The 20,837-nt window shown below is 32.9% G+C and carries 18 protein-coding genes; 8 read left to right on the forward strand and 10 right to left on the reverse strand.

Going from position 1 to position 20,837, the window contains the following annotated elements:
- The first annotated feature begins 1 nt into the window (after window position 1).
- Entirely contained in the window at window positions 2–1,333 is a 1,332-nt protein-coding gene (locus ACWJKP_RS00875) for an amidohydrolase (RefSeq protein WP_165411810.1), read from the forward strand.
- Window positions 1,334–1,502: 169 nt separating this feature from the next.
- On the opposite strand, the gene ACWJKP_RS00880 is transcribed toward ACWJKP_RS00875, so the two are convergent.
- Both ACWJKP_RS00880 and ACWJKP_RS00885 read right to left on the reverse strand, forming a co-directional pair.
- Entirely contained in the window at window positions 1,503–2,483 is a 981-nt protein-coding gene (locus ACWJKP_RS00880; RefSeq protein ID WP_165411809.1) for an ATP-binding protein, read from the reverse strand.
- The gene (locus ACWJKP_RS00885; RefSeq protein ID WP_165411808.1) at window positions 2,476–3,462 is read right to left on the reverse strand and encodes a DnaD domain protein; all 987 of its coding nucleotides are present in this window, start codon (window positions 3,460–3,462) and stop codon (window positions 2,476–2,478) included. The genes ACWJKP_RS00880 and ACWJKP_RS00885 overlap by 8 nt, the downstream gene beginning before the upstream one ends.
- 211 nt (window positions 3,463–3,673) lie before the next feature.
- On the opposite strand from ACWJKP_RS00885, the gene ACWJKP_RS00890 reads away from it, so the two are divergent.
- The 5 genes from ACWJKP_RS00890 (at window position 3,674) to ACWJKP_RS00910 (ending at window position 7,163) form a co-directional block, all read left to right on the forward strand.
- A complete protein-coding gene (locus tag ACWJKP_RS00890) occupies window positions 3,674–4,873 on the forward strand; it encodes a peptidoglycan DD-metalloendopeptidase family protein (protein WP_462961374.1) in 1,200 nt (399 codons plus the stop codon).
- Between the two features lie 61 nt (window positions 4,874–4,934).
- Window positions 4,935–5,060 (forward strand): hypothetical protein, encoded by a 126-nt coding sequence (locus ACWJKP_RS00895; RefSeq protein ID WP_258280600.1) that lies wholly within the window; start codon window positions 4,935–4,937, stop codon window positions 5,058–5,060.
- A 317-nt stretch (window positions 5,061–5,377) separates the two neighbouring features.
- Window positions 5,378–6,040, forward strand: coding sequence for a hypothetical protein (locus ACWJKP_RS00900; RefSeq protein ID WP_165411806.1), 663 nt, complete (start codon window positions 5,378–5,380; stop codon window positions 6,038–6,040).
- Window positions 6,041–6,101: 61 nt separating this feature from the next.
- Window positions 6,102–6,779: an NAD(P)/FAD-dependent oxidoreductase gene (locus tag ACWJKP_RS00905; protein WP_165411805.1), complete on the forward strand. Its 678-nt coding sequence runs from the start codon at window positions 6,102–6,104 to the stop codon at window positions 6,777–6,779.
- 174 nt (window positions 6,780–6,953) lie between these two features.
- Entirely contained in the window at window positions 6,954–7,163 is a 210-nt protein-coding gene (locus tag ACWJKP_RS00910; RefSeq protein WP_165411804.1) for a hypothetical protein, read from the forward strand.
- 193 nt (window positions 7,164–7,356) lie between these two features.
- On the opposite strand, the gene ACWJKP_RS00915 is transcribed toward ACWJKP_RS00910, so the two are convergent.
- Window positions 7,357–8,001, reverse strand: a complete 645-nt coding sequence (locus tag ACWJKP_RS00915; RefSeq protein ID WP_165411803.1) for an undecaprenyl diphosphate synthase family protein — start codon at window positions 7,999–8,001, stop codon at window positions 7,357–7,359.
- A 539-nt stretch (window positions 8,002–8,540) separates the two neighbouring features.
- Here ACWJKP_RS00915 and ACWJKP_RS00920 point away from each other — a divergent pair.
- Both ACWJKP_RS00920 and ACWJKP_RS00925 read left to right on the forward strand, forming a co-directional pair.
- Window positions 8,541–9,104 (forward strand): TetR/AcrR family transcriptional regulator, encoded by a 564-nt coding sequence (locus ACWJKP_RS00920; protein ID WP_165411802.1) that lies wholly within the window; start codon window positions 8,541–8,543, stop codon window positions 9,102–9,104.
- 229 nt (window positions 9,105–9,333) lie between these two features.
- On the forward strand, window positions 9,334–12,048 hold the full coding sequence (locus ACWJKP_RS00925) for a YhgE/Pip domain-containing protein (protein ID WP_165411801.1): 2,715 nt from the start codon (window positions 9,334–9,336) through the stop codon (window positions 12,046–12,048).
- Between the two features lie 87 nt (window positions 12,049–12,135).
- On the opposite strand, the gene ACWJKP_RS00930 is transcribed toward ACWJKP_RS00925, so the two are convergent.
- The 7 genes from ACWJKP_RS00930 to ACWJKP_RS00960 form a co-directional block, all read right to left on the reverse strand.
- Window positions 12,136–12,918 carry a folate family ECF transporter S component gene (locus ACWJKP_RS00930; RefSeq protein WP_165411800.1) on the reverse strand — a complete coding sequence of 261 codons (783 nt, stop codon included), beginning with the start codon at window positions 12,916–12,918 and terminating at the stop codon, window positions 12,136–12,138.
- Between the two features lie 83 nt (window positions 12,919–13,001).
- Window positions 13,002–14,015 (reverse strand): formimidoylglutamase, encoded by a 1,014-nt coding sequence (gene hutG, locus ACWJKP_RS00935; RefSeq protein WP_165411799.1) that lies wholly within the window; start codon window positions 14,013–14,015, stop codon window positions 13,002–13,004.
- A gap of 150 nt (window positions 14,016–14,165) precedes the next feature.
- Window positions 14,166–14,786, reverse strand: coding sequence for a cyclodeaminase/cyclohydrolase family protein (locus ACWJKP_RS00940; RefSeq protein WP_165411798.1), 621 nt, complete (start codon window positions 14,784–14,786; stop codon window positions 14,166–14,168).
- A gap of 48 nt (window positions 14,787–14,834) precedes the next feature.
- Window positions 14,835–16,514, reverse strand: a complete 1,680-nt coding sequence (locus ACWJKP_RS00945) for a formate--tetrahydrofolate ligase (protein WP_462961375.1) — start codon at window positions 16,512–16,514, stop codon at window positions 14,835–14,837.
- Window positions 16,515–16,582: 68 nt separating this feature from the next.
- The gene (gene ftcD, locus ACWJKP_RS00950; protein WP_165411796.1) at window positions 16,583–17,479 is read right to left on the reverse strand and encodes a glutamate formimidoyltransferase; all 897 of its coding nucleotides are present in this window, start codon (window positions 17,477–17,479) and stop codon (window positions 16,583–16,585) included.
- 30 nt (window positions 17,480–17,509) lie between these two features.
- Window positions 17,510–18,763 carry an imidazolonepropionase gene (hutI, locus tag ACWJKP_RS00955; RefSeq protein WP_165411795.1) on the reverse strand — a complete coding sequence of 418 codons (1,254 nt, stop codon included), beginning with the start codon at window positions 18,761–18,763 and terminating at the stop codon, window positions 17,510–17,512.
- Between the two features lie 21 nt (window positions 18,764–18,784).
- A complete protein-coding gene (locus ACWJKP_RS00960; RefSeq protein ID WP_165411794.1) occupies window positions 18,785–20,812 on the reverse strand; it encodes a urocanate hydratase in 2,028 nt (675 codons plus the stop codon).
- Between the last annotated feature and the right edge of the window lie 25 nt (window positions 20,813–20,837).

Genomic DNA, 20,837 nt, shown 5'->3' on the forward strand with positions numbered 1-20,837 from the left:
TATGAAAAAAGGAATAGAAGATAATAGAATTTTAATAAAGAATGTAAATATAATTACTATGAATAAGGATAAAGAAGTTATAGAAAATGGTACGCTCGTAATAGAGGGAGATGAAATAAAGGCAGTTGGTGGAGCAGATTTAGAAAATAAGTTTCAAGGATATAATATAATAGATGGTGAAGATGGAATATTAATGCCAGGAATGATTAATTGTCATTGCCACGGTTCTATGGTTCCGTTTAGAAGCTTAGCGGATGACTGCAAGGATAGATTAAAAAGATATTTATTCCCATTAGAGAATATGTTGGTGAATAAGGAATTGGTTTATATAGGAGCGAAATATGCAGTGGCGGAAATGTTGCTTGGTGGAGTAACTACCTATTGTGATATGTATTACTTTGAAGATGAAGTGGCAAAGGCAACATCAGAGTTAAATATGAGGGGAATACTATGTAATAGTATTATAAATTTCCAAGCACCAGATGCTGAGGAACCCTTTGGTGGATTAGATTACTCTATAGAATTTATTGAAAAATGGAAGGGGCATGAATTAATAACACCAGGAATAGCACCCCATGCACCCTATACCAATAGCGATGAAAGTTTAAAAATAGCCTATGAAATATCTAAAAAATATGAGGTGCCTTTTACTATGCATTTAGCAGAAATGGACTTCGAATTTGAAAAATATAAGGAAGAATTAGGGCTAACCCCAGTGGAGTATGTAGAAAGCTTAGGAGTACTGGATTCTAACTTTATAGCAGCACATGCTGTAACTTTAGAGGAACAAGACATAGATATACTTAAAAAGCATAATGTTAAGGTAAGTCATAATATAGGGGCAAATGCTAAAGGAGCAAAGGGAGTGGCTCCCATATTAAAAATGAGAGAAAAAGGTATAGATGTAGGACTAGGAAGTGATGGTCCAATGAGCGGAAACACCATGGACATAATCACTCAAATGAGTCTAGTTGGAAAAATACAAAAATTATATAATAACGATAGAAGCTTATTCCCCGCAGTGGAATTAGTAGAAATGGCAACAATGGGAGGATCGAAGGTATTAGGTTTAGAAAATAAAGTGGGATCCATTGAAGTCGGTAAAAAAGCTGATATAACATTAATAGAAACTAAATCAGTAAATATGCAACCAATATATGATTACTATTCAGCGGTGGTATATTCAGCTAATGCAGGGAATGTGGATACGGTAATAGTTAATGGGAAGATTGTAGTTAGAAATAAGGAATTGGTTTCTGGGAACTTTAAGGAGATAAGAAGGGAGCTTTTAAAATTGAAGGACAAGATTGAGAAGGTAGCTGGAAAATTATAAATGAATAATATTCTTATATGATTCATTTATATATCAAAATAGAAGATAAAGAAATATGATAGCAAAAGCACATAGTACTTAAAATGCATTTGAGGGTCTTAGAAGTAATTCATGAGGACAAACGCATTTATAGTAATATGTGCTTTTTATTAATGTGCATATTTTTATATTATTTTGAGTTACTCAAATTTTTCTTTATTCTTATGTCGTCTCCAAAGAATTTGCAAAGTGTAAAATTCCCAATTAATCTGGAGGTTATTCTCTCAGTATAGGTATTTAATAAATTTTCAAGAGTTAAATTAGTAGACACTAGCATTTTTTTTTGTTTTAATAATTTGGTATTAAGTAGATTGAACATTTCTGTTTTAGTAAAATCTGAAATTTGCTCAGTACCCAAATCATCTATAATAAGTAAATCACAATTTATTAGTAGTTCCTCTAAAGAGGTGTCGCCATTAAATCGAATTTCTTTTAAAGCCTTTATCAATTGTTCGGCTGTTCTATATACTACAAAAGAACCTTTGTCGAGTAATTCCTTTGTAATGCAATGAGACAGAAAGGTTTTTCCTGTACCAGAACTTCCATAGAATAATAAATTTTCATCAGTGGTATTGAAATTCTTTAAAAAGCTCATAGACCTAGATAAAATCTTTTCAATGTTCTTTTTAGGAGATTCTGATTCAAGTTCACTTTTTCTAGAAGGATAGTAGTCTAATTTGAAATTATCAAAGTTATTGGTATTTAACATACCTTGAAGTTCAGAACTAGTATAATAAACATCTATAACCTTTTGCTTAAAGCAAGGGCATTTAGTATTTCCAATAAAACCTGTATCGCGACATTTTGTGCATCTATAATGCAAATTCAAGTATTCCATATCAAAACCATTAGAGACTAATAGCTCAGATTTTTTCATTCTTAGATCTATTATTTTTTCTTTCAAAGAATGTAAATATTCATCTCTATTGTTAATACTTTTCAAAGCACTAATGGATAATTCTATACATAGCTTACCTATTTTGTGATCTAGTTCAATAATCTCAGGGTGAGTCTTTTCTATGTGAACTTTTCTTTTTCTAAAGTCAGCCTCTTCTTCTTGCCTTATTCGATCATATATAGCTAATATTTTGGTTTGATATCCTTTAATCATTATTATCCCATCCTAGTAATTTTTTTTCTAGTTCATCAAAATTATAAGCTCTTTGTTCATAATCATTGAAACTTCCCTTAGCAGGCTTTCCACCGGCAGTAGTTTTTTTATTAGTAACTAAACGTTTTTTATCTTTTTTTTCTATATCCTCTAAAGAGTTTATGCCGTCTTTAAACCAACTATTTAGAATCCCATCGATATATTTAAAATCAGCGCGGCTAAGCCTATCAAAACAAATATCGCAAGCTTTATATATAATTTCTAGAGAAAATTTATAAACATTTATCCATTTATCTAATATTTGTTCTTGAGGTTTCATTATTTCTGGAGCTTTTATTCCTAGGTAATTTAAGATTTTTCTGATGTTTATCCATTTATCCTCATGTTTTTTTATATAGGATTGAGCACCTTCAATATTTCGAATATTAGCATCGTGCCATGCAATTGCAATGGTTTCAATGTATCTATAGTCAACTTTACCTTTTGATACACAATATTGAATTAATAAAAGGATTAGTTCTGGGGGGAAATTATAATCTTTTTGCCAACTTAGGTACATGGTCATTTCTTTCGGTGAAAGAGGTTTGGCTAATAGTTTTTCAATATCTTGGAGCATACCTTTTATTGAAGAATTGGTTAATTCCTCAAGCAAATTTATGTTTTGGATATTGTCACTTGGAACATCTAATAAATCCAAGAATTCAACATTAAAGTTACCCATATTATCAATGGGGGTCATTTTAATTAGGTTCTCATCATTCCAATAGTTCCAAGCATTTACAACATCTGTTTCTAGAAGTCCAAGCGTATTTGCTATAACTGAAGAGGTAGCACCTATTTCTCCAGTTGTACAATATTTTAGCCCAAGAAGATAAACTTTAACAAATTCTCCTCTAGCTCTAGGCATAAACTTATCTATAAAGATATTACTCACAGGAGTATATTTATAGTTTTCATTCTTAAACATGAAAGTACTCATAAAGTCACTACCTTTCTTTTAAAATTATAGAAATATAATTTTAAAATACAAAATTGCTGGTTATTTATATAATGTATTAATCTATAGGGATTTTATTATTCAACATATAGTATACCATACAGTGAAAGATACAAATAAAAAAAATGTTTCAAGAATGTATATTATTTGTAATAAAAGGTAATATTAAGTAAGTATTACGGGGGGTAGAATATTGAATGCTCTAAAACGAAATAAAATGAATATAAGTGTGGTAATTATAACACTTATGATTACCGCTACTATGGTGTATTTAAATGTATATAGGTTTTATGGTTATAAAGTTTGTATAGGGAGCAGTACCATAACATTTGTAAAAAATAAGAATGAATTTAATAAAACATATAAGGAATTGCAATCCGAAATTAAATCCAAATATGGGAATGTAATTACAATAAAAGGTTTAACTTTAGGTAAAGTAAAGGTAAATGATGATGCTATGTTTATAAGTGGAGATTACCTTAAGAAAGTAATGTTAAAAAAATCCAATGTAGTAGTGGACGTATTTTTAATGAAATCAGATAATAGAAAAATGGCATATGTAACAAATGAAAATCAAGGGAAAGAAATTTTAAACTCTGTAAAAGATTATTATTCTGAGGGTTCGAAGCTAAATAGCATAATAAAAACAGATATAGAGAATAAAATTAGTTATGAACCGGTTAAGGTTAAAACAGGAAACTTATATGAAAATAATGAAATTATTAAGGAATTAATTAAATATAACAATAAAGCACAAGTTCCATTAATTACTGTAAAGACAGTAGGAAATATAATTAAAGAACAAGCGATATACCCTACTACAATTATAAAATCTTCAAGTAAACTAATGAATGGTGTTAAAAAGGTAGGTCATGAAGGTAGTGATGGAATGAAAAAGGTTACTACCGAAGTAATAGCCATTAACAATAATATCATATCTGAAAAGGTCTTAAAAGAAGATACTATAACACCAGCGCAAAACAAAGAAATATTGGTAGGAACTAATAACCCAATAACACCTCGATTGGAAGCTATAAATAGTCCATCAAGAGGTAGTATAAGTTCAAGATTTGGTGCGCGCTGGGGAAAAATGCATAAAGGAGTTGATATAGCAGCGAGTTTTGGTGCAACAATAAGTGCGGCATTAGATGGTAGTGTCACTTATGCAGCTTGGCAGGATGGGTATGGTAATGTGATAAAAATCAACCATGGCGGAGGAATAGAAACTACATATGCACATTGTAGTGTCATTACTGTAAAAAAAGGTGAAGTAGTAAAGGGTGGTATGAAAATAGGAGAAGTAGGAAGTACCGGGAATAGTACAGGACCTCATTTGCATTTTGAGGTAAGAGAGAATGGTGAGCCTAAAAATCCTCAAAAATACATTAAATAAAAATAAATATATGAATAAAATTGTACTAAAAGTAAAAAATACTTTATGAAGGAGTGATTTTATGCCATATAAAGAAATGAAGACACCAGCAAAAGAAAAAGACAATAAGCCTAAAAAACCACAGACTATAGAAGCATCTGATATGAAGAAGGCAAAACGCAAATCAGCAATAAGAGCTGAAGAATAATAAAACTAATTTAGTAAAGAGAGCTTTAATGCTCTTTTTATTTTTTTAAAATATAATTAACCATTTCTGAAATAGTAATTAATTTATAGGGATATGGTTATGGTAACATAAGTTACCGTAAGTATTGGCTAAATATAGTATCATTAAATTATAAGTTAACGACGTTTCAGAAGGAAAGTCTCCCAATGCTATAAGTGGGAGTTACATACCATAACAAATAGAAAACTTCAGTGGGAGTATAAATCTACTTCTGAAGTCGTTAATGCAGCTCCGCAGGAGATGACTTAAAAGAATAAATAGATATTGGAGGAATAATAATGAGCGCTTTTTTAGCACCTATTCACACCTGGTTATTTAGTAAAATTTTATTAGCAGAGGATTTAGAGACAAATTTAAGAAAAGTTTATATAGATGAATACGGTGACAATGCAAAAGATGTTGCCCAAAAATCAGCGGCTTACGGAAGTCCAATAGATACCACGAAAAATATAGAAGATATAATTGATGTATCTAATATTCATGGCTGGTTACAGGATAAAATCGGAAAAGTGGAAACTAGAACAGCATTTATAATAACAGAAATGATTAAAAATTATGGAGAAGAAGCAGAAGTTATTGCTAAAGCATGTTTTGCAAAGCAAGGTAAAACTGTTGGAGAAACTTTAAAAGTAAAAGAAATGCAAGGAAGGCCAGAAGAAGTATTTAACGCCCTTAATAATTATTTGTTAGAAGGTATGCCTTGTGATAGAGTAATGAGGGTTATAAAATCTGAAAATGACATATTTGAATGGGAAACTACAAGCTGTATTCATAAAAATTATTGGGAAATGGTAAATGGAGATGTAAATATATTTTACATGCTTAGACATGTATGGATTAAAGCGTTTATTGAAAATTCTAATGAGGAATATACTTATAATTTCATTAAAGGGTTAGAATATAATGGTATAATAGGAACAAATCAAATCACAAGAAAGTAACATAAAGAGCAATATAATAATTAATGGTTGTTACGATCCCCATGGAATAGGAGGAAATTTAATGGAACCTAAATATGCTGTACTTCAAAAAGTAAGAGATGGAAAAAGAACTTATGGTGTAACGCCTCATATCCCGGGGGGATTTATAACCTCAAAACAGCTATCAAAAATAGCTGAAGTAGCTGAAAAATATAAAGGAATCTTAAAAATGACCTCAGGGCAGAGAATTGCAATATTAGGACTAGAATCTGAAGATGTTGCAAAAGTGTGGGAAGAATTAGGTATGCAGCCAGGAGTTAAATCCCTAAACTCTGTAAAAAATGTTCATATGTGCCCTGCAGCATTTTGCAAAAGAGCGAAACAAAATTCCTTGAAAATTGGAATGATTTTAGATAAGCGTTACCATGGAATGGAGATGCCTTGTAGAACAAAGATTGGAGTAGCTGGTTGTAGGAATGCTTGCACTAGTGTATACGCTAGGGATTTAGGCATAATAGGTGACAAGGAAGGATACATGATAGTCGCAGGTGGTAGTGGTGGATTTAACCCTAGGATAGCTGATATTATTGTAGATAGATTAACAGAAGAAAAGGTATTGATTGTGGTTGATACCTTAATGGAATATTACAAGGTTAATGGAAATATGGGAGAAAAACTAGGAAATTTCATTCAACGAATAGGACTAGAAAAATTTAAAGGGGATATCCTTCTAAAGTCGTTATTGCAGCACAGCAGGTGACGATTAATAAATCCATTCAATGAAAACGCATGACAAGCGTTTTTATTTTTTTGAAAAATAAAAGCATCTCTTTTTATTAAAAATATTATCCAGTAAATAAAATATTTTTAGAATTTATTAAGTATATAAGCATTTGTAAATGGAAAGCATAATATTTGAAAGGAGAGATGAAATGTGGGGAGTATGAAGTCAAGAGAACTAGGTAATAAAAAATTATCTAAAGATGGATTAGAAAGGTATGTTGAAATTGAAGGCACAGACATCAAGTTAGTAAACATACCTACAATAGTTACGGGAATTAATAATAATGGAAGCATAAGACAAGAAAAAAATGAAGCCTACGCATATGAGGTAGTTGATCAAAATAAAAGATTTACAGATTAGTTTTTGAGGGACTCACAGAGCATATAACTAGAGCTGCCACTTATAATGTTTAGTTGTGTGCTTCATTTTAGATAATAAATATATCGGTGATTTAATCTAATAATCATATTTTAGCATATAAAAAAATAGATATAGTCTATTAAAAACTTATATCTATTTCAAAATAGGTAACTTAGTTATTTTTTTATATACATCAACCACCGAGTGTTACATCTTGATCATCATACCAATGTAAAGCATTTGTTAAATGCTCCGGTTTAAAGTCAGGCCAAAAGTCATCTATAACGTAAAAGTCAGAATATATGGATTGTAAAGGCAAAAACCCACTAAGACGCCTTCTTCCACCCCAACGAATAATTAAATCTACTCTAGAGATATCATTAGTTTTTATGCAATTAAATATATTACTTCTTTTGCTACTTTTGTTTTGATCTAGATTACTTAGATCCCATTCCCAGCCATAGTTTACGAGAAAGTTTAGCTTCATACCACCTTTACCAAAGGTTCTACGTGAGGTGAAAGGAAGTAGTTCTTTAGGAAACATAGGTGAGGCACTATTTCCTACTACTAATAAATCAGCATCCTGTGTACTTAAAAGTTTTACTGCATCTACACAAGCTTTAGCAAAAGCTTCTCTCTGCAAGGGTGGTCTTTTTGTATTATCAGTAGTAAACCCATAATAAGTTATTTCCTTTACGCCCACAGCTTTGCAAAGTTTATACAAAGACAGACCAGGATCTAGTCCAAAGGAATACCCTTTATCTTTTGATAAACCATTATCTACCGACCATCTTCTATTTCCATCGGGAATTACTCCGATGTGGTTTGGTATTCTCATATTATCACCCTTTAATTATGAATTTTTATAACTTATAAATCATAGTATATCCATTATTAATATATTAATCCATTATATTCACAAAATTATTAATCACTTACTAATATATTGTATTAAATAATCTAATTTATTAAATTTTTAAATTAATATTTGATTTTAACAGAAACATATATTACATAAATGGGAAAAATAGAAATGAACGGTTAACGAAATTTCAGAAGGAAAGTCGCCCAACTTCTATAAGTGTGGGTAGTTACTACAATAAAAAAAGCTTCAGCGGAATTCTAAATCTCCTTCTGAAGTCGTTGAAATTGAAGATTCGCAGAAGATGATTTAATGACATACTGTATATTTTAATACTTTAGGAAAATTAAAAATTGAAAAGTTAATTTTAGATAATGATAAAAATACTTTCAATTTATAGGGATATAGTATAGTATTATTGAAATATCGATTAAGATATTTGAAATAAGATTTAATGTTCCTTAATACTAAAATAACTATATAAGATAAATTTATTGATAAGTTGAGGTGAGTTAATGAATAAAACAAAAAGAGCTATATTTCAGTCTGCAATTAAAACTTTTTCTACTAATGGATATGACGGAGCCACTATGGATGAGATTTCAGCAAATGCTGGAGTAGCTAAAGGTACGGTGTACTATTATTTTAAAAGTAAGGATGAGGTTTTTAAATACATAATTACAGAGGGAGTAAGCTTACTTAGGCAACAAATAGAAAAAATTACTACAGGGAAGGGAGACTATACCTGTAAATTAAGAGAACTAACCAAGGATCAGTTAAAATTGGCATATGAAAATAGGGATTTATTTAAGGTTATAATGAGTCAAGCATGGGGAGGGAAAATAAGACATACTGAGCTTAGAGAAATGCTAAAGGCTTATATGGAAGATATTGAAAAATTCTTAGCAAGTGCTATGGCTGAGGGAGCTATAAAAAAATGTGAATCTTCTTTTTTAACATATATGTATTTTGGAAACTTAGTATCAGTAGCCGTTTATAATGTTATTAAAAATGATAGTATGAAATTAGATGAAATTACAGATAATTTTATGGAGCACCTACTAAATGGAATAAAGTAAAAATATACAGTAAGGTAATTCTAGATAATAGAATATCTTGCTGTTTTTTATTTCAAATGAAATTATAAAATTAATGAGCACGTTTACTTCTTTTGTTAACAAAAAATACATTGACTTTATGAAAAAAAAATGTAAAATATACATATATGACTGACTAGTCAGTTGATAAATTAATGTTGTTAAAACTGTTGTAGAAAATAATTATATATATAAAGGATGAGGTGATAACATGAACTTTTTAAAAGTAGCTTGGAGAGATATCTCAAGTATATTTAAAAATAGATTCATACGAGTATCGGTAGTAGCAATTATTATAGTTCCACTTTTGTATAGTTTACTTTATCTTGATGCTTTTTGGGATCCATATGCTAGAATTAAGGATATGCCAGTGGCTGTGGTAAACCAAGATAGAGGAAGCTTAAAGGACGGAAAAAAAGTTAACTACGGTCAAGATTTAGTAAATAATCTTAAAGATAAGGAAGCAGTAGGCTGGAGGTTTGTTACAAAAGAGCAAGCTGAAGATGGAGTCAAGGGAAAGAGTTATTATGCCATGTTCGTAATTCCTGAAGATTTTTCGCAAAATGCTTTAAGTTCGACTAAAGGTAAACCAGAACAAGCTACTATATTATATAGTGCAAATGAAAAGAGGAATTTTTTAGCAGCACAAATCAATGGTAAAGTTTTAGATCAGCTTAAATCAGAACTAACCAAAAGTATGTCAAAAGAATACGCAACAGCAGTGTTTGATAGTTTATATGAACTTAAAGATGGTATGAAAAAAGCTGCTGATGGAAGCAAAAAACTCGCTGACGGTGTAGTTACCGCAAAAGATGGTACGCATCAGTTAAAAGATGGAACCGGGAAACTTAAAAGTAATGTTCCAGAAATGATGGATGGAGTAGGGAAATTACTAGTGGGTTCTAATACATTAACTAGCAAGCTAGGGGAGCTTAAAGCTCAAGTGCCTACAATGGTAAGTGGGGTAAATCAGCTTCATGGCGGTGCAGATAAGCTAAATAATGGATTATCGCAGCTTAATAATGGATTATCGGAGCTTAACAACCAAGTACCATCTATGGGAACAGGAGTACAAAAACTTCATGGTGGTGCAGATAAGCTCAATAATGGCTTATTGGAGCTTAATAAGCAAGTATCAACTATGGTAACGGGGGTACAACAGCTTAATGATAAATATGCGACTGAAATGGTACCTCCAACTAAAGAACTTAGAGACGGAGCAGCAACTCTTGCTTCAGGACTTGCAGGAACTAAAGAGGGATCAACTAAGTTAAATGATTCATCAACTAAGTTAAATGGTGGATCAAAAGAGCTTAGTGGTGGATACGATAAAATGAAAGATAGCATGAGTGATCTTAGCGTGGGCAGTGCAAAAGTTGCTGGCGGAGTAGATGGTTTAGTAGATAATAGTAAAAAATATCAAGTGGCATTGCAACAAGCAAATGAAAAGCTGGAATCATATTTTAAAGATCATCCAGAAGCAAAGGATAATGCAAATATGCAAGTCGTTTCAGCTACATTAACTGCATTAAATAAAAATGCTACAGATGAAAACAACGTAGCGATGATGAATGGACTTCAAAAGGGTGCTCATGGAGTAGCAGAAGGATCTAAGCTATTAAAGGATGGATCCTCAGACTTTGTAAAGGGTTCGCATGACTTTGCACAAGGTGCAGAAGAATTTTCAAAAGGGGCTGGAATGTTTGCAGAAAAAACAGGTGGAGCAGCGGGCGGTGCAGCTAAAATTAGTAGAGGTCTAAATCATCTATATGATGGTATGAATGGTAAATTCAGTAATGGACTTTCAGAGCTTAATGGTAAAATGCCAGCTTTAACTGGAGGCGTGCAGGAGTTAGTTGCAGGTTCAGGAGCTTTATCAGGAGGGATTTCAGAGCTTAATGATAAAATCCCAGCTTTAACTGGAGGCGTGCAGAAGTTAGCGGTAGGTTCAGGAGCTTTATCGGGAGGCTCAGGAGCTTTATCAGGAGGGCTAGCACAATTTAGTAAAAAGATGCCAGCTTTAGCAGATGGAACATCGAAACTAAATGCAGGTTCAGCAGAGCTTACAAAAGGAATTAGTACTTTAAATGGCAAATTACCTGAGCTAAAAGATGGGGTAAACAAGTTAGATGATGGTACTAATAAATTAGATGGTGGCATGACAGAGTTAGCAGGTGGTTCTAAAGAACTTAACAAAAAGCTTGCAGATGGTCATAAGGACCTTAGTAGTAGCTTGAAAAATGATAGTAAAACTATGGGAGAGACATTCTCGCAGCCAGTAGTTATGGATCAAAAGCCAATAAACCCTGTTAAGACTTATGGTGAAGGATTTACTCCATATTTCATTCCACTATCATTATGGGTAGGAGCTTTAATGATGTTCTTTGTAATTACAGATAAGGTAGATGCAGATATTGCAGCAAGCCCAGCTTCTGTAGTAGCAGGTAAGTTCTTATCATATGGAGCTATAGGAGCTATGCAAGCGGTACTTGCAAGTGGAGCTGTAATGTTATTAGGTCTTAGACCAAGTAATATACTACTGTATTTCTTGTTTAATATTTTCTTATCAAATGTGTTTATAGCGATTATTCAATGCATGGTATTCTTACTTGGGCAAGCAGGGAGATTAATATCAATTGTATTATTAATTCTTCAACTTACTTCTTGTGCAGGTACATTCCCAATAGAAGTTGTACCTAATTTGTTTAAGGTTTTAAATCCATTTATGCCATTTACTTATGCAGTATCTGGGTTAAGAGAAGTAATATCAGGTATTGATTATGGCGTATTTACAAAAGATGTAATAGTCCTTGCAGCAATGTTAGTTGTATTCTTATTCATATCTATATCAATGAAGGGGCATGCAGATAAAGTGCAAAAATTGATACAAGATAAAAGAGATGAAGCAACAAATATAACTGCATAGTATAAAGTAAGAACGTATTAAAAAACCACATTCCTATATTATTAGGAGTGTGGTTTTTTAATATAATCATCAATGATTATTACTAAATTAACATTTAAGATCTATTCTAAACACCAATTCATAAACATTTAAAAGGATAGATATTATATACGACTGAATTATTATCATTAGACATGATTCTGCAATTCTAGGAAGCCACAAAACCATAAAACCTACACTAGAAAGCCCTGGTATAAATAATATTAGAAAATAAGTGTTAATAGATGAAATTACAATTGCAGGCAATCCTATTGCTAAAATCATTTTAATATAGTTATCATATAGTTTATTTTCACTATTGTTTCTTTTAATCACATTATTAATAACCAAAATTACAAAACCAAGCAGTGCTATAATCTCGAGTCCAATGCCAATAAACTGAGTTTTCTTTCCAAGCGAAAATATAAGTTTGCCTAAATTTGATTTTGGAAATAGCAATATTACAATAGTATTAACAATTCCTATTAATCCTAAAGTTGCAAAACAAGTAATATAGTATTTCACTTGTTTTGTAACTTTAGTAAATTTTGTGTGTTTCCATATTAGTCCTGGAATAAAGCCTGCGAGCATTGTCATTAAAGTAAATAGTGGAATATAAGGTCCCAGAGGTCTTATAATATATGCAAGAATATCCACAAGACCACCAGAAAGTGCCCCATAAATTGGTCCGAAAATAATTCCAGGAAGAATATAGAAAATACCATCAATGCTAATTCTCACAGCCCCTGCACCACCAATTGGGATCATTATACTAATTGATCTTAGAATTACTGCAATTGCAATGAAAACGGAAGTTGAAACCAAAGTCTTCGTACTCATCTTTTCTTTCATTTAAAGACCTCCGATAAATTATTTAAAAAAAACTGATTCACAGACTTGGTAAACTCAAATTTATTATTAATATGTAACAACTTTTAGATAGACAAACTATTTGTTTCACAAAGTGTATTGATAACAGAAAAAATCAATACAGCTGCTAAGTTTGCTGTAACGTCGTCTTGGTCAAATCTTGGCGAAACCTCAGCTATATCAAAACTTACTACTTTATTTGACCTTAAAATGTATTTAAGGAACTTTAATACACGTTCAGGATCGAGACCAAGTGGTTGTGACGAACTTACTCCTGGTGCAAAAGCTGTAGAAAATACATCGGAGCATATAGTTACATATAGATAATCTTTAAATTTTATGAAAGTATCTATTTCCTCCATAAGCGGCCAACTGTCACTATCTATTATATCTTTCGCAAGCATGTATTTAACACCGAGTCTATCAGCTGTTTTAAAAAGATCTATGGTGTTACTGTGCTTTTGAACTCCGATGCACAAATAAGAATATTGAAGATCCCTATCACTACAAATATCTGCTATTTGTCTAAACATTGTTCCGGAACTGGTCACTTTTGTATAAGGTCTTAAATCAAAATGAGCATCAAAATTTATTATCCCGATATTAGGTTCTTGGCTTTTTTGTGATAAGTAATTTAATGTACCCATATAACTTCCAAAAGCAACTTCGTGACCACCGCCCAAAATAATAGGAAAAAGATTTAAATTTAAAATCTTTTCGATTGCTTTTGATAGAAGAGCTTGGCTTTCATCAAGGGTACAGTTTTCACATAATATATCTCCTACATCAAAAAGTTTAACTTCTTGTGAAAAATTGCATGGAAGGTTAGATAATTCTTTTCTTATACTTTTAGGACCCTTTGATGCCCCTATTCTGCCACTATTAAGCCTTACACCTTCATCACAACAAAAACCAATAAAAGCAAATCCCAGTTTACCGGTGTAGGGAATTAAATCATCTCTTTTTAAATCTATTATCTTTACACATTGATGCCATCTAAAAGCATCATAGTTGGTTTCACTATCAGTGCGTCCCTGCCAAACTGTTTTATCCGTTATTTTATAATTTTTATCAAACATTGTATTTAGCCTCCCAAATTATTTATGTATTTATAATTACATCACTATCATTATTTTAAATATAGTTTTCAGTATGATAAGCATATTAAAAAACAACCTAAGGCAAATTATGATTTACCTTAGGTTGATGGCTATGGGGATCTATCCCTATTATAAAACTACTTTGCTTAGTAGTTGTTTTTCTCTTTCAACTACATTTTTTTCAAGAGTAGATACTTTTTTTTCAAATCGAGCTACGAACTCACTATCATTGATTGAGGATAGATTTATTTTTACATTGTAAAGAGCTGATAGAACTGCACTTCTTGCCATCATAGCTGATACAGCACCATCAGTTACTGCATTTTTATTCCCGTGTTTTATTGCCTTTTCTGAGTAATCCATAAGTGCATACGCATCTTCTGCTATCTTATATGGAGTCTCTGATGCATGCTTTAATGCATTTTGAATAGTTTCTTTTCTTGCAGATTTCTCTTCATCACTGTTTTTTGGCAATTTGAAGGCATCCATTACTCCATGAAAAGATTCAGAGTCTGCATCTATATACTCTATAAATCTTTCTTTATATTTGTTGGCTTGTTCATAAACTTCTTTCATCATGACTTCACTATCTTCATAACCTTTTTTACCAATAGTCAAACTTGCAACCATTGAAACAAGTGCTGCAGCAGATGCAGCTGATAGTGCGGCAATGCTTCCCCCTCCTGGTACGGGGCAATTTTGGGAGGTTTGGTCAATGAATTCTCTAACGCTTTTATCAACTAATAACATTATAATGTACTCCTTTCTCTATCTTTTCAACATAATATGAGCATATGTCTAAAATAATCCTGTTATAACTCCACTTCCATCTATATCCATCTTTTCTGCGGCGCTAACCTTAGGAAGTCCTGGCATGGTCATTATGGTGCCAGCTTCGCATACAATAAATCCTGCACCTGCAGAGACTCTTACAGTTTTTATTGTAATTTTAAAACCTTTTGGAGCTCCAAGAAGTTTATTGTCATCAGATAGGGAGTATTGAGTTTTAGCAATGCATAGGGGCATCTTATCAAGGCCTAATTCTTCAAGTTTTTTCATCTGATTTTTAGCAGCTGCTTCAAACACTACTGTATCTCCACCGTATATTTCCCTAACAATTGTGTTGATTTTTTCGTTTATAGAACTACTTACATCATAAATAGGTTTAAAGTTTGACTCCTCTGTTTCAACAAGTTTTATAAGCTTTCGGGCCATATCAACTCCGCCTTCGGAGCCTTTAGACCATACTTCATTAAGGGCTATGTCAACTCCGAACTCTTTACATTTTGATATAAGAAGTTCTATTTCTTTTTCTGTATCGTTACTGAATCTATTTACAGCAACCATTACAGGTACATTAAATTTTCTTATATTTTCAACCTGTTTTTTTAAGTTCTCAAACCCACTACCAAGGGCTTCAAGATTTTCTATGCCTAAATCTGATTTAGATACTCCACCATGCATTTTCAGTGCCCTTATAGTAGCAACTATAACTGTAGCGGATGGTTTCAATTCTCCATATCTACATTTTATATCAAAGAACTTCTCTCCACCAAGGTCAGCACCGAAACCTGCTTCAGTTACTAAGTAATCACAAAGTTTAAGACCAAGCTTTGTAGCTATGAGGCTATTGCAACCATGCGCTATGTTAGCAAATGGTCCGCCATGAATTATTGCTGGTGAATTTTCTAATGTCTGAACTATATTCGGCTTTATAGCATCCTTCATCAAAAGGGTCATCGCTCCATTAATTTTAAGATCTTTTGCAGTTACTGGATTACCATCCATGTTATAAGCTACTATTATTTTACCGAGCCTCTCTTTAAGATCCATTAAATCTTTAGAAAGACAAAGAATAGCCATAACCTCTGATGCAACGGTAATCATGAAACCATCTTCTCGTGGGAAACCACACACCTTCCCACCAAGACCAACAACTATATTTCTAAGAGATCTGTCATTCATATCCATAACTCTTTTAAATACAATCTGCCTGATATCTATCTTAAGGCTATTACCTTGATGAACATGGTTATCAATTGCTGCAGTAAGTAAATTATTTGATGCAGTTATAGCATGCATATCTCCTGTAAAGTGAAGGTTAATATCTTCCATAGGAACTACTTGGGCATATCCGCCGCCGGCTGCTCCTCCCTTCATACCAAATACGGGTCCTAAAGAGGGCTCTCTTAATGCTATACATGTCTTCTTACCTATTCTATTCAAGGCATCTCCAAGACCAATAGCAGTAGTTGATTTTCCTTCACCTGCAGGAGTTGGAGTAATTGCTGTTACAAGGATTAGCTTTCCATCCTTTTTATCCTTTAATCTATCAAAAATACTTAAAGAAACTTTTGCCTTGTATTTACCATAAAATTCTAATTCATCATCTTCAATTCCTAATTTTTCAGCAATGTTTGCAATGGGTAGCATTTTAGCCTTTTGAGCTACTTCAATATCACTCGGAACAATACTCATATAATTCGACTCCTCATCATAATTAATTATATTTTCTTGGCTCCTTACCCTGAAAGTTTTTTAGGTTTTTATTCTGAAAGTTTCTTTTCAAGTATTTGACTTATATCAAAGTTTTCTATTTGAAGATAATATTCAGCACAGTCTATTAATGCTTTCAAAGGAACCAATCCAATAACTTCACTGCCAACAACGGGTACTCCATATCGTAAAGCTTCCATTTTAACCATTTCATGGGCTCTGTATACGGCGGTTTTTTCATAATTTACAAGATTCATAGAAATCTGAACTATGTTTCTCTCACAAAGTTTAACGCCCATAGCCTTTACAAATCTAAGCCCTCCACCTATAAATCTTACTTTTTTAGCAATAGCAGTTGCTATTTCCATATTGTCTGTGCCTAAGTTTACATTGTATGCTACAAGTGGAAATCTGGCACCTATAACTATACAGCCACTTTTTTCATTCATTTCACATGGACCAAAATCAGGTTTCCATTCTGGAAGTTTTATTTTTTCAAAGAATCCCTCGTACTGACCTTTTCTAATTTTAGCAAGATTTCTTCGTGCTTCACAAGTAGCTGCATCTTCATAAAGATAAACAGGAATATTTAATTCTTCTCCAACTTTCTTGCCAAGTTCTTTAGCCATTTCAACACATTCTTCTGTAGTAATATCCTGAATTGGAATAAATGGAACCACATCTGTAGCTCCCATTCTTGGATGAGCACCTTCTTGAGTCCTCATATCTATAAGCTCTGATGCTCTTTTAACTAGCTTAAAAGCTGCTTTTTTAGCATCTTCAGGTGAAGCAACAAATGTAACAACTGTCCTGTTATGGTCTTTATCGGAAGAATAGTCAAGTAATTTTACATTTTCTGTATTTCTTATCTCGTCAACTATGCTTTCAATTATTTGTTTGTTTCTGCCTTCACTAAAATTTGGAACGCATTCTACTAATTTTAACATAATATTCTCTCCTTTACTATTTAAGATTAATTATATATTAACAACTACATTCCCAGCTTTAATTACTTTTTCTACAATGTTTATACCCGTATGATATGGTATAAAATTATAAGAAGGATATTTCAAAATAACAATATCACCCTTTTTACCAGGGTCGATACTTCCAATGGAATCTGCTCTACCGACAGCAGCAGCACCATTTATTGTAAGCGCTGTTATAGCTTCTTCCGTACTCATATTCATATATATAGCTGCCACTGCGAATACCAGAGGTATTGAATATGTAAAGCAGCTTCCTGGATTAAAATCCGATGCCAGTGCTACAGCGCAGCCCTTATCAATCATTTCCCTTGCCCTTGCATATGGTTCTTTTAGGCAAAATGCAGTACAGGGAAGGAGGGTAGAAATTACCTTTTTATCTGCCATGGCTTTTATTCCATCATCTGAAGCATGTAATAGATGGTCGGCTGATATTGCGCCAACTTCTGCTGCAAGCTCTGATCCTCCAAGGGTTACTATTTCATCCGCATGAAGTTTAAGTTTAAAACCCATTTCCTTTGCTTTCAAAAGAAGTTTTCGTGATTCATCTACAGAAAAAACTTTGTCTTCGCAAAAAACATCGCAAAACTCTGCAAGATTCTCTGATTTAACCACAGGGAGAACTTTATCTATAATGAAGTCAATATATTCATTATTTTTACCTTTGTATTCGGGTGGAACAGAATGTGCACCTAAAAAGGTAATTGCGAGGTCCATAGCATGATCTTCATTAAGTTTCTTCATAACACTAAGCTGCTTTATTTCTGTATCAAAATCAAGGCCATAACCGCTTTTACCTTCTACAGTTGTTACTCCAAGTTTAAGCATCTCATTAAGCCTTTCAATTCCAATATTATAAAGTTCTTCATCTGAAGCATTCCTTGTTGCGTTTACTGTATTTTGTATTCCGCCGCCTCTCTCCATTATATCCATATAGCTGTCTCCGCGGAGTCTCCAAGCAAATTCATCTGCCCTGTAGCCACCAAATACAAAATGAGTGTGAGAGTCTACAAATCCTGGAAGGACGCATTTATTAGATGCGTCTATAACTTCATAATCTGCTTCATTGTAAATTTTCAATATTTCTTCGGTAGTATTAACAGCTTTAATTATGCCATCTTCAATGACAACGGCTCCATTTTTTATGATATGAATGTTTTTCATTTCCTCACCGTATTTTGCATTGCTACCACTGCAGGTAACAAGTTCCGAGGAGTTTTTTATAAGCAAATTTCCTTTTTTCATAAATACATCCCCTTAAATATATTATTTATCAAAATACTTGCTAACAGTATCCCTTACAAGTTTTTCGTTTGTTAAATAAGGAATAGTAACATGGTCTGTACCTTTATGTGTATTGTTAAATTCTATGACTGTTTCTATAGAATGTTCATTTCTTGCCCATGAACGTCTTGCAACTCCATTCATAACATCCCATGAAAGAGCGGATTTGATTATCTCGTCTACTCTATAACTTCCATCAAGTACAAGACCGAATCCTCCATTTATTGATTTTCCGATTCCTACACCGCCACCGTTATGAAGTGCTACAAGACTCATACCTCTTGCTGCATTCCCGGCATAGCACTGTACAGCCATATCTGCCATAACATTACTTCCATCTTTTATGTTGGAAGTTTCTCTAAATGGTGAATCAGTACCACTTACATCATGATGATCTCTACCCATCATAACAGGTCCTATCTCTCCATTTCTTACCATTTCATTGAACTTAAGAGCTATGTTTATTCTTCCTGTAGCATCCTGATAAAGTATTCTTGCTTTTGTACCAACAACAAGATTGTTTTTTTCTGCATCCCTTATCCAGTTATAGTTATCTCTATCCTGGTATCTTCTATTTGGGTCTATGCATCCCATTGCAGCATGATCTGTTTTTATTAAATCTTCATTCTTTCCACTTAAACATACCCATCTGAATGGTCCATATCCATAGTCAAATAGCTGTGGTCCCATTATATCTTCTACGTAAGATGGAAATATAAAGCCATCTTTTTCGTCTATTCCATTTTTAGATATTTCCTTAACACCGGCATCATAAATTGCTTTCATAAATGAATTGCCATAATCAAAGAAGTATGTCCCTCTTTCAACTAATATTTTTATAAGTTCAAAATGACGTTTTAAACTTTTGTCAACCAATTGGCAAAAATTAGTTCTGTCTTTTGCAAGAAGACTTGTTCTTTCCTCAAAAGTTACTCCCTTAGGGCAATATCCACCTTCGTATGCCGCATGGCAAGATGTTTGGTCAGATAATAAATCAATCTTTTTGTTGTTTTTTACTGCATACTCAAGCAAATCAACTATATTTCCGTGATATGCAATTGACATTGGCTCTTTCTTTTCCAAGTATTCGTCAGCAATTTTGAATACCTCATCAAGATCTGATGATTGCTTCATAACCCACCCTTGCTCAAGTCTTGTACTAATTCTTGATTCATCAACCTCAGCTACGATGCCTACACTATTTGCGATTTCGATTGCCTTTGGCTGAGCACCGCTCATACCGCCCAAACCTGATGTTACAAATATATGTCCTCTTAAATCACCATCATTTGGAATTCCAAGCTTCATTCTACCTGCATTTAATAAAGTATTGTAAGTACCGTGAACTATGCCCTGAGGTCCTATATACATCCATCCTCCGGCAGTCATCTGTCCATAGTTTGCAACACCCATTTCCTCTGCTATTTCCCAATCTTTTTGATTATCGAACATGCCTATCATTAGTGCATTAGTAATTATTACTCTTGGTGCATCGGGTTTTGATTTGAAAAGCCCAAGAGGGTGTCCTGATTCTAAAACCAGTGTTTGATCTTGAGTCATTATTTCTAGATATTTCTTTATAAGTCTATATTGCATCCAATTTGGACATACACTTCCTGTTTCACCGTAAGTAACAAGCTCATAAGGATATAAAGCCACTTCAGAATCAAGATTATTATCAATCATAAGCTGAAAAGCTTTACCTTCAATACAGTTTCCTTTATATTCATCTATTGATTTTCCATATATTCTGCCTTCGGGACGAAACCTGTATCCATATATTCTGCCTCTTGTAGTAAGCTCCTCCATAAATTCTGGGATAAGCTCCTCATGATACTTTTCTGGAATGTAACGAAGTGCGTTTTTAAGTGATATTTCTGTCTGTGATTTTGAAAGGTGGAAGCCTCTATCTGGAGCTCTCCTTATTCCCTCAATAAATTCAGGCATAGTAGGTAAACAATCATCTAAAGAAACTGTCATTGCATTTTTTATATCAATATTATTAATCATTACTGATCACTCCCCTCTTTATAAT

It is taken from the genome of Clostridium sp. CM037 (assembly GCF_055081095.1).

Coding starts and splice junctions, on each gene's coding strand:
- hutI (WP_165411795.1), bottom strand. CDS start 18,763: ATGAAAAAAGGAAATTTGCTTATAAAAAACTCCTCGGAACTTGTTACC.
- ACWJKP_RS00885 (WP_165411808.1), bottom strand. CDS start 3,462: ATGAGTACTTTCATGTTTAAGAATGAAAACTATAAATATACTCCTGTG.
- ACWJKP_RS00920 (WP_165411802.1), top strand. CDS start 8,541: ATGAATAAAACAAAAAGAGCTATATTTCAGTCTGCAATTAAAACTTTT.
- ACWJKP_RS00940 (WP_165411798.1), bottom strand. CDS start 14,786: ATGTTATTAGTTGATAAAAGCGTTAGAGAATTCATTGACCAAACCTCC.
- ACWJKP_RS00875 (WP_165411810.1), top strand. CDS start 2: ATGAAAAAAGGAATAGAAGATAATAGAATTTTAATAAAGAATGTAAAT.
- ftcD (WP_165411796.1), bottom strand. CDS start 17,479: ATGTTAAAATTAGTAGAATGCGTTCCAAATTTTAGTGAAGGCAGAAAC.
- ACWJKP_RS00960 (WP_165411794.1), bottom strand. CDS start 20,812: ATGATTAATAATATTGATATAAAAAATGCAATGACAGTTTCTTTAGAT.
- ACWJKP_RS00930 (WP_165411800.1), bottom strand. CDS start 12,918: ATGAAAGAAAAGATGAGTACGAAGACTTTGGTTTCAACTTCCGTTTTC.
- ACWJKP_RS00915 (WP_165411803.1), bottom strand. CDS start 8,001: ATGAGAATACCAAACCACATCGGAGTAATTCCCGATGGAAATAGAAGA.
- ACWJKP_RS00900 (WP_165411806.1), top strand. CDS start 5,378: ATGAGCGCTTTTTTAGCACCTATTCACACCTGGTTATTTAGTAAAATT.
- ACWJKP_RS00925 (WP_165411801.1), top strand. CDS start 9,334: ATGAACTTTTTAAAAGTAGCTTGGAGAGATATCTCAAGTATATTTAAA.
- ACWJKP_RS00895 (WP_258280600.1), top strand. CDS start 4,935: ATGCCATATAAAGAAATGAAGACACCAGCAAAAGAAAAAGACAATAAG.
- ACWJKP_RS00880 (WP_165411809.1), bottom strand. CDS start 2,483: ATGATTAAAGGATATCAAACCAAAATATTAGCTATATATGATCGAATA.
- hutG (WP_165411799.1), bottom strand. CDS start 14,015: ATGTTTGATAAAAATTATAAAATAACGGATAAAACAGTTTGGCAGGGA.
- ACWJKP_RS00905 (WP_165411805.1), top strand. CDS start 6,102: ATGGAACCTAAATATGCTGTACTTCAAAAAGTAAGAGATGGAAAAAGA.
- ACWJKP_RS00945 (WP_462961375.1), bottom strand. CDS start 16,514: ATGAGTATTGTTCCGAGTGATATTGAAGTAGCTCAAAAGGCTAAAATG.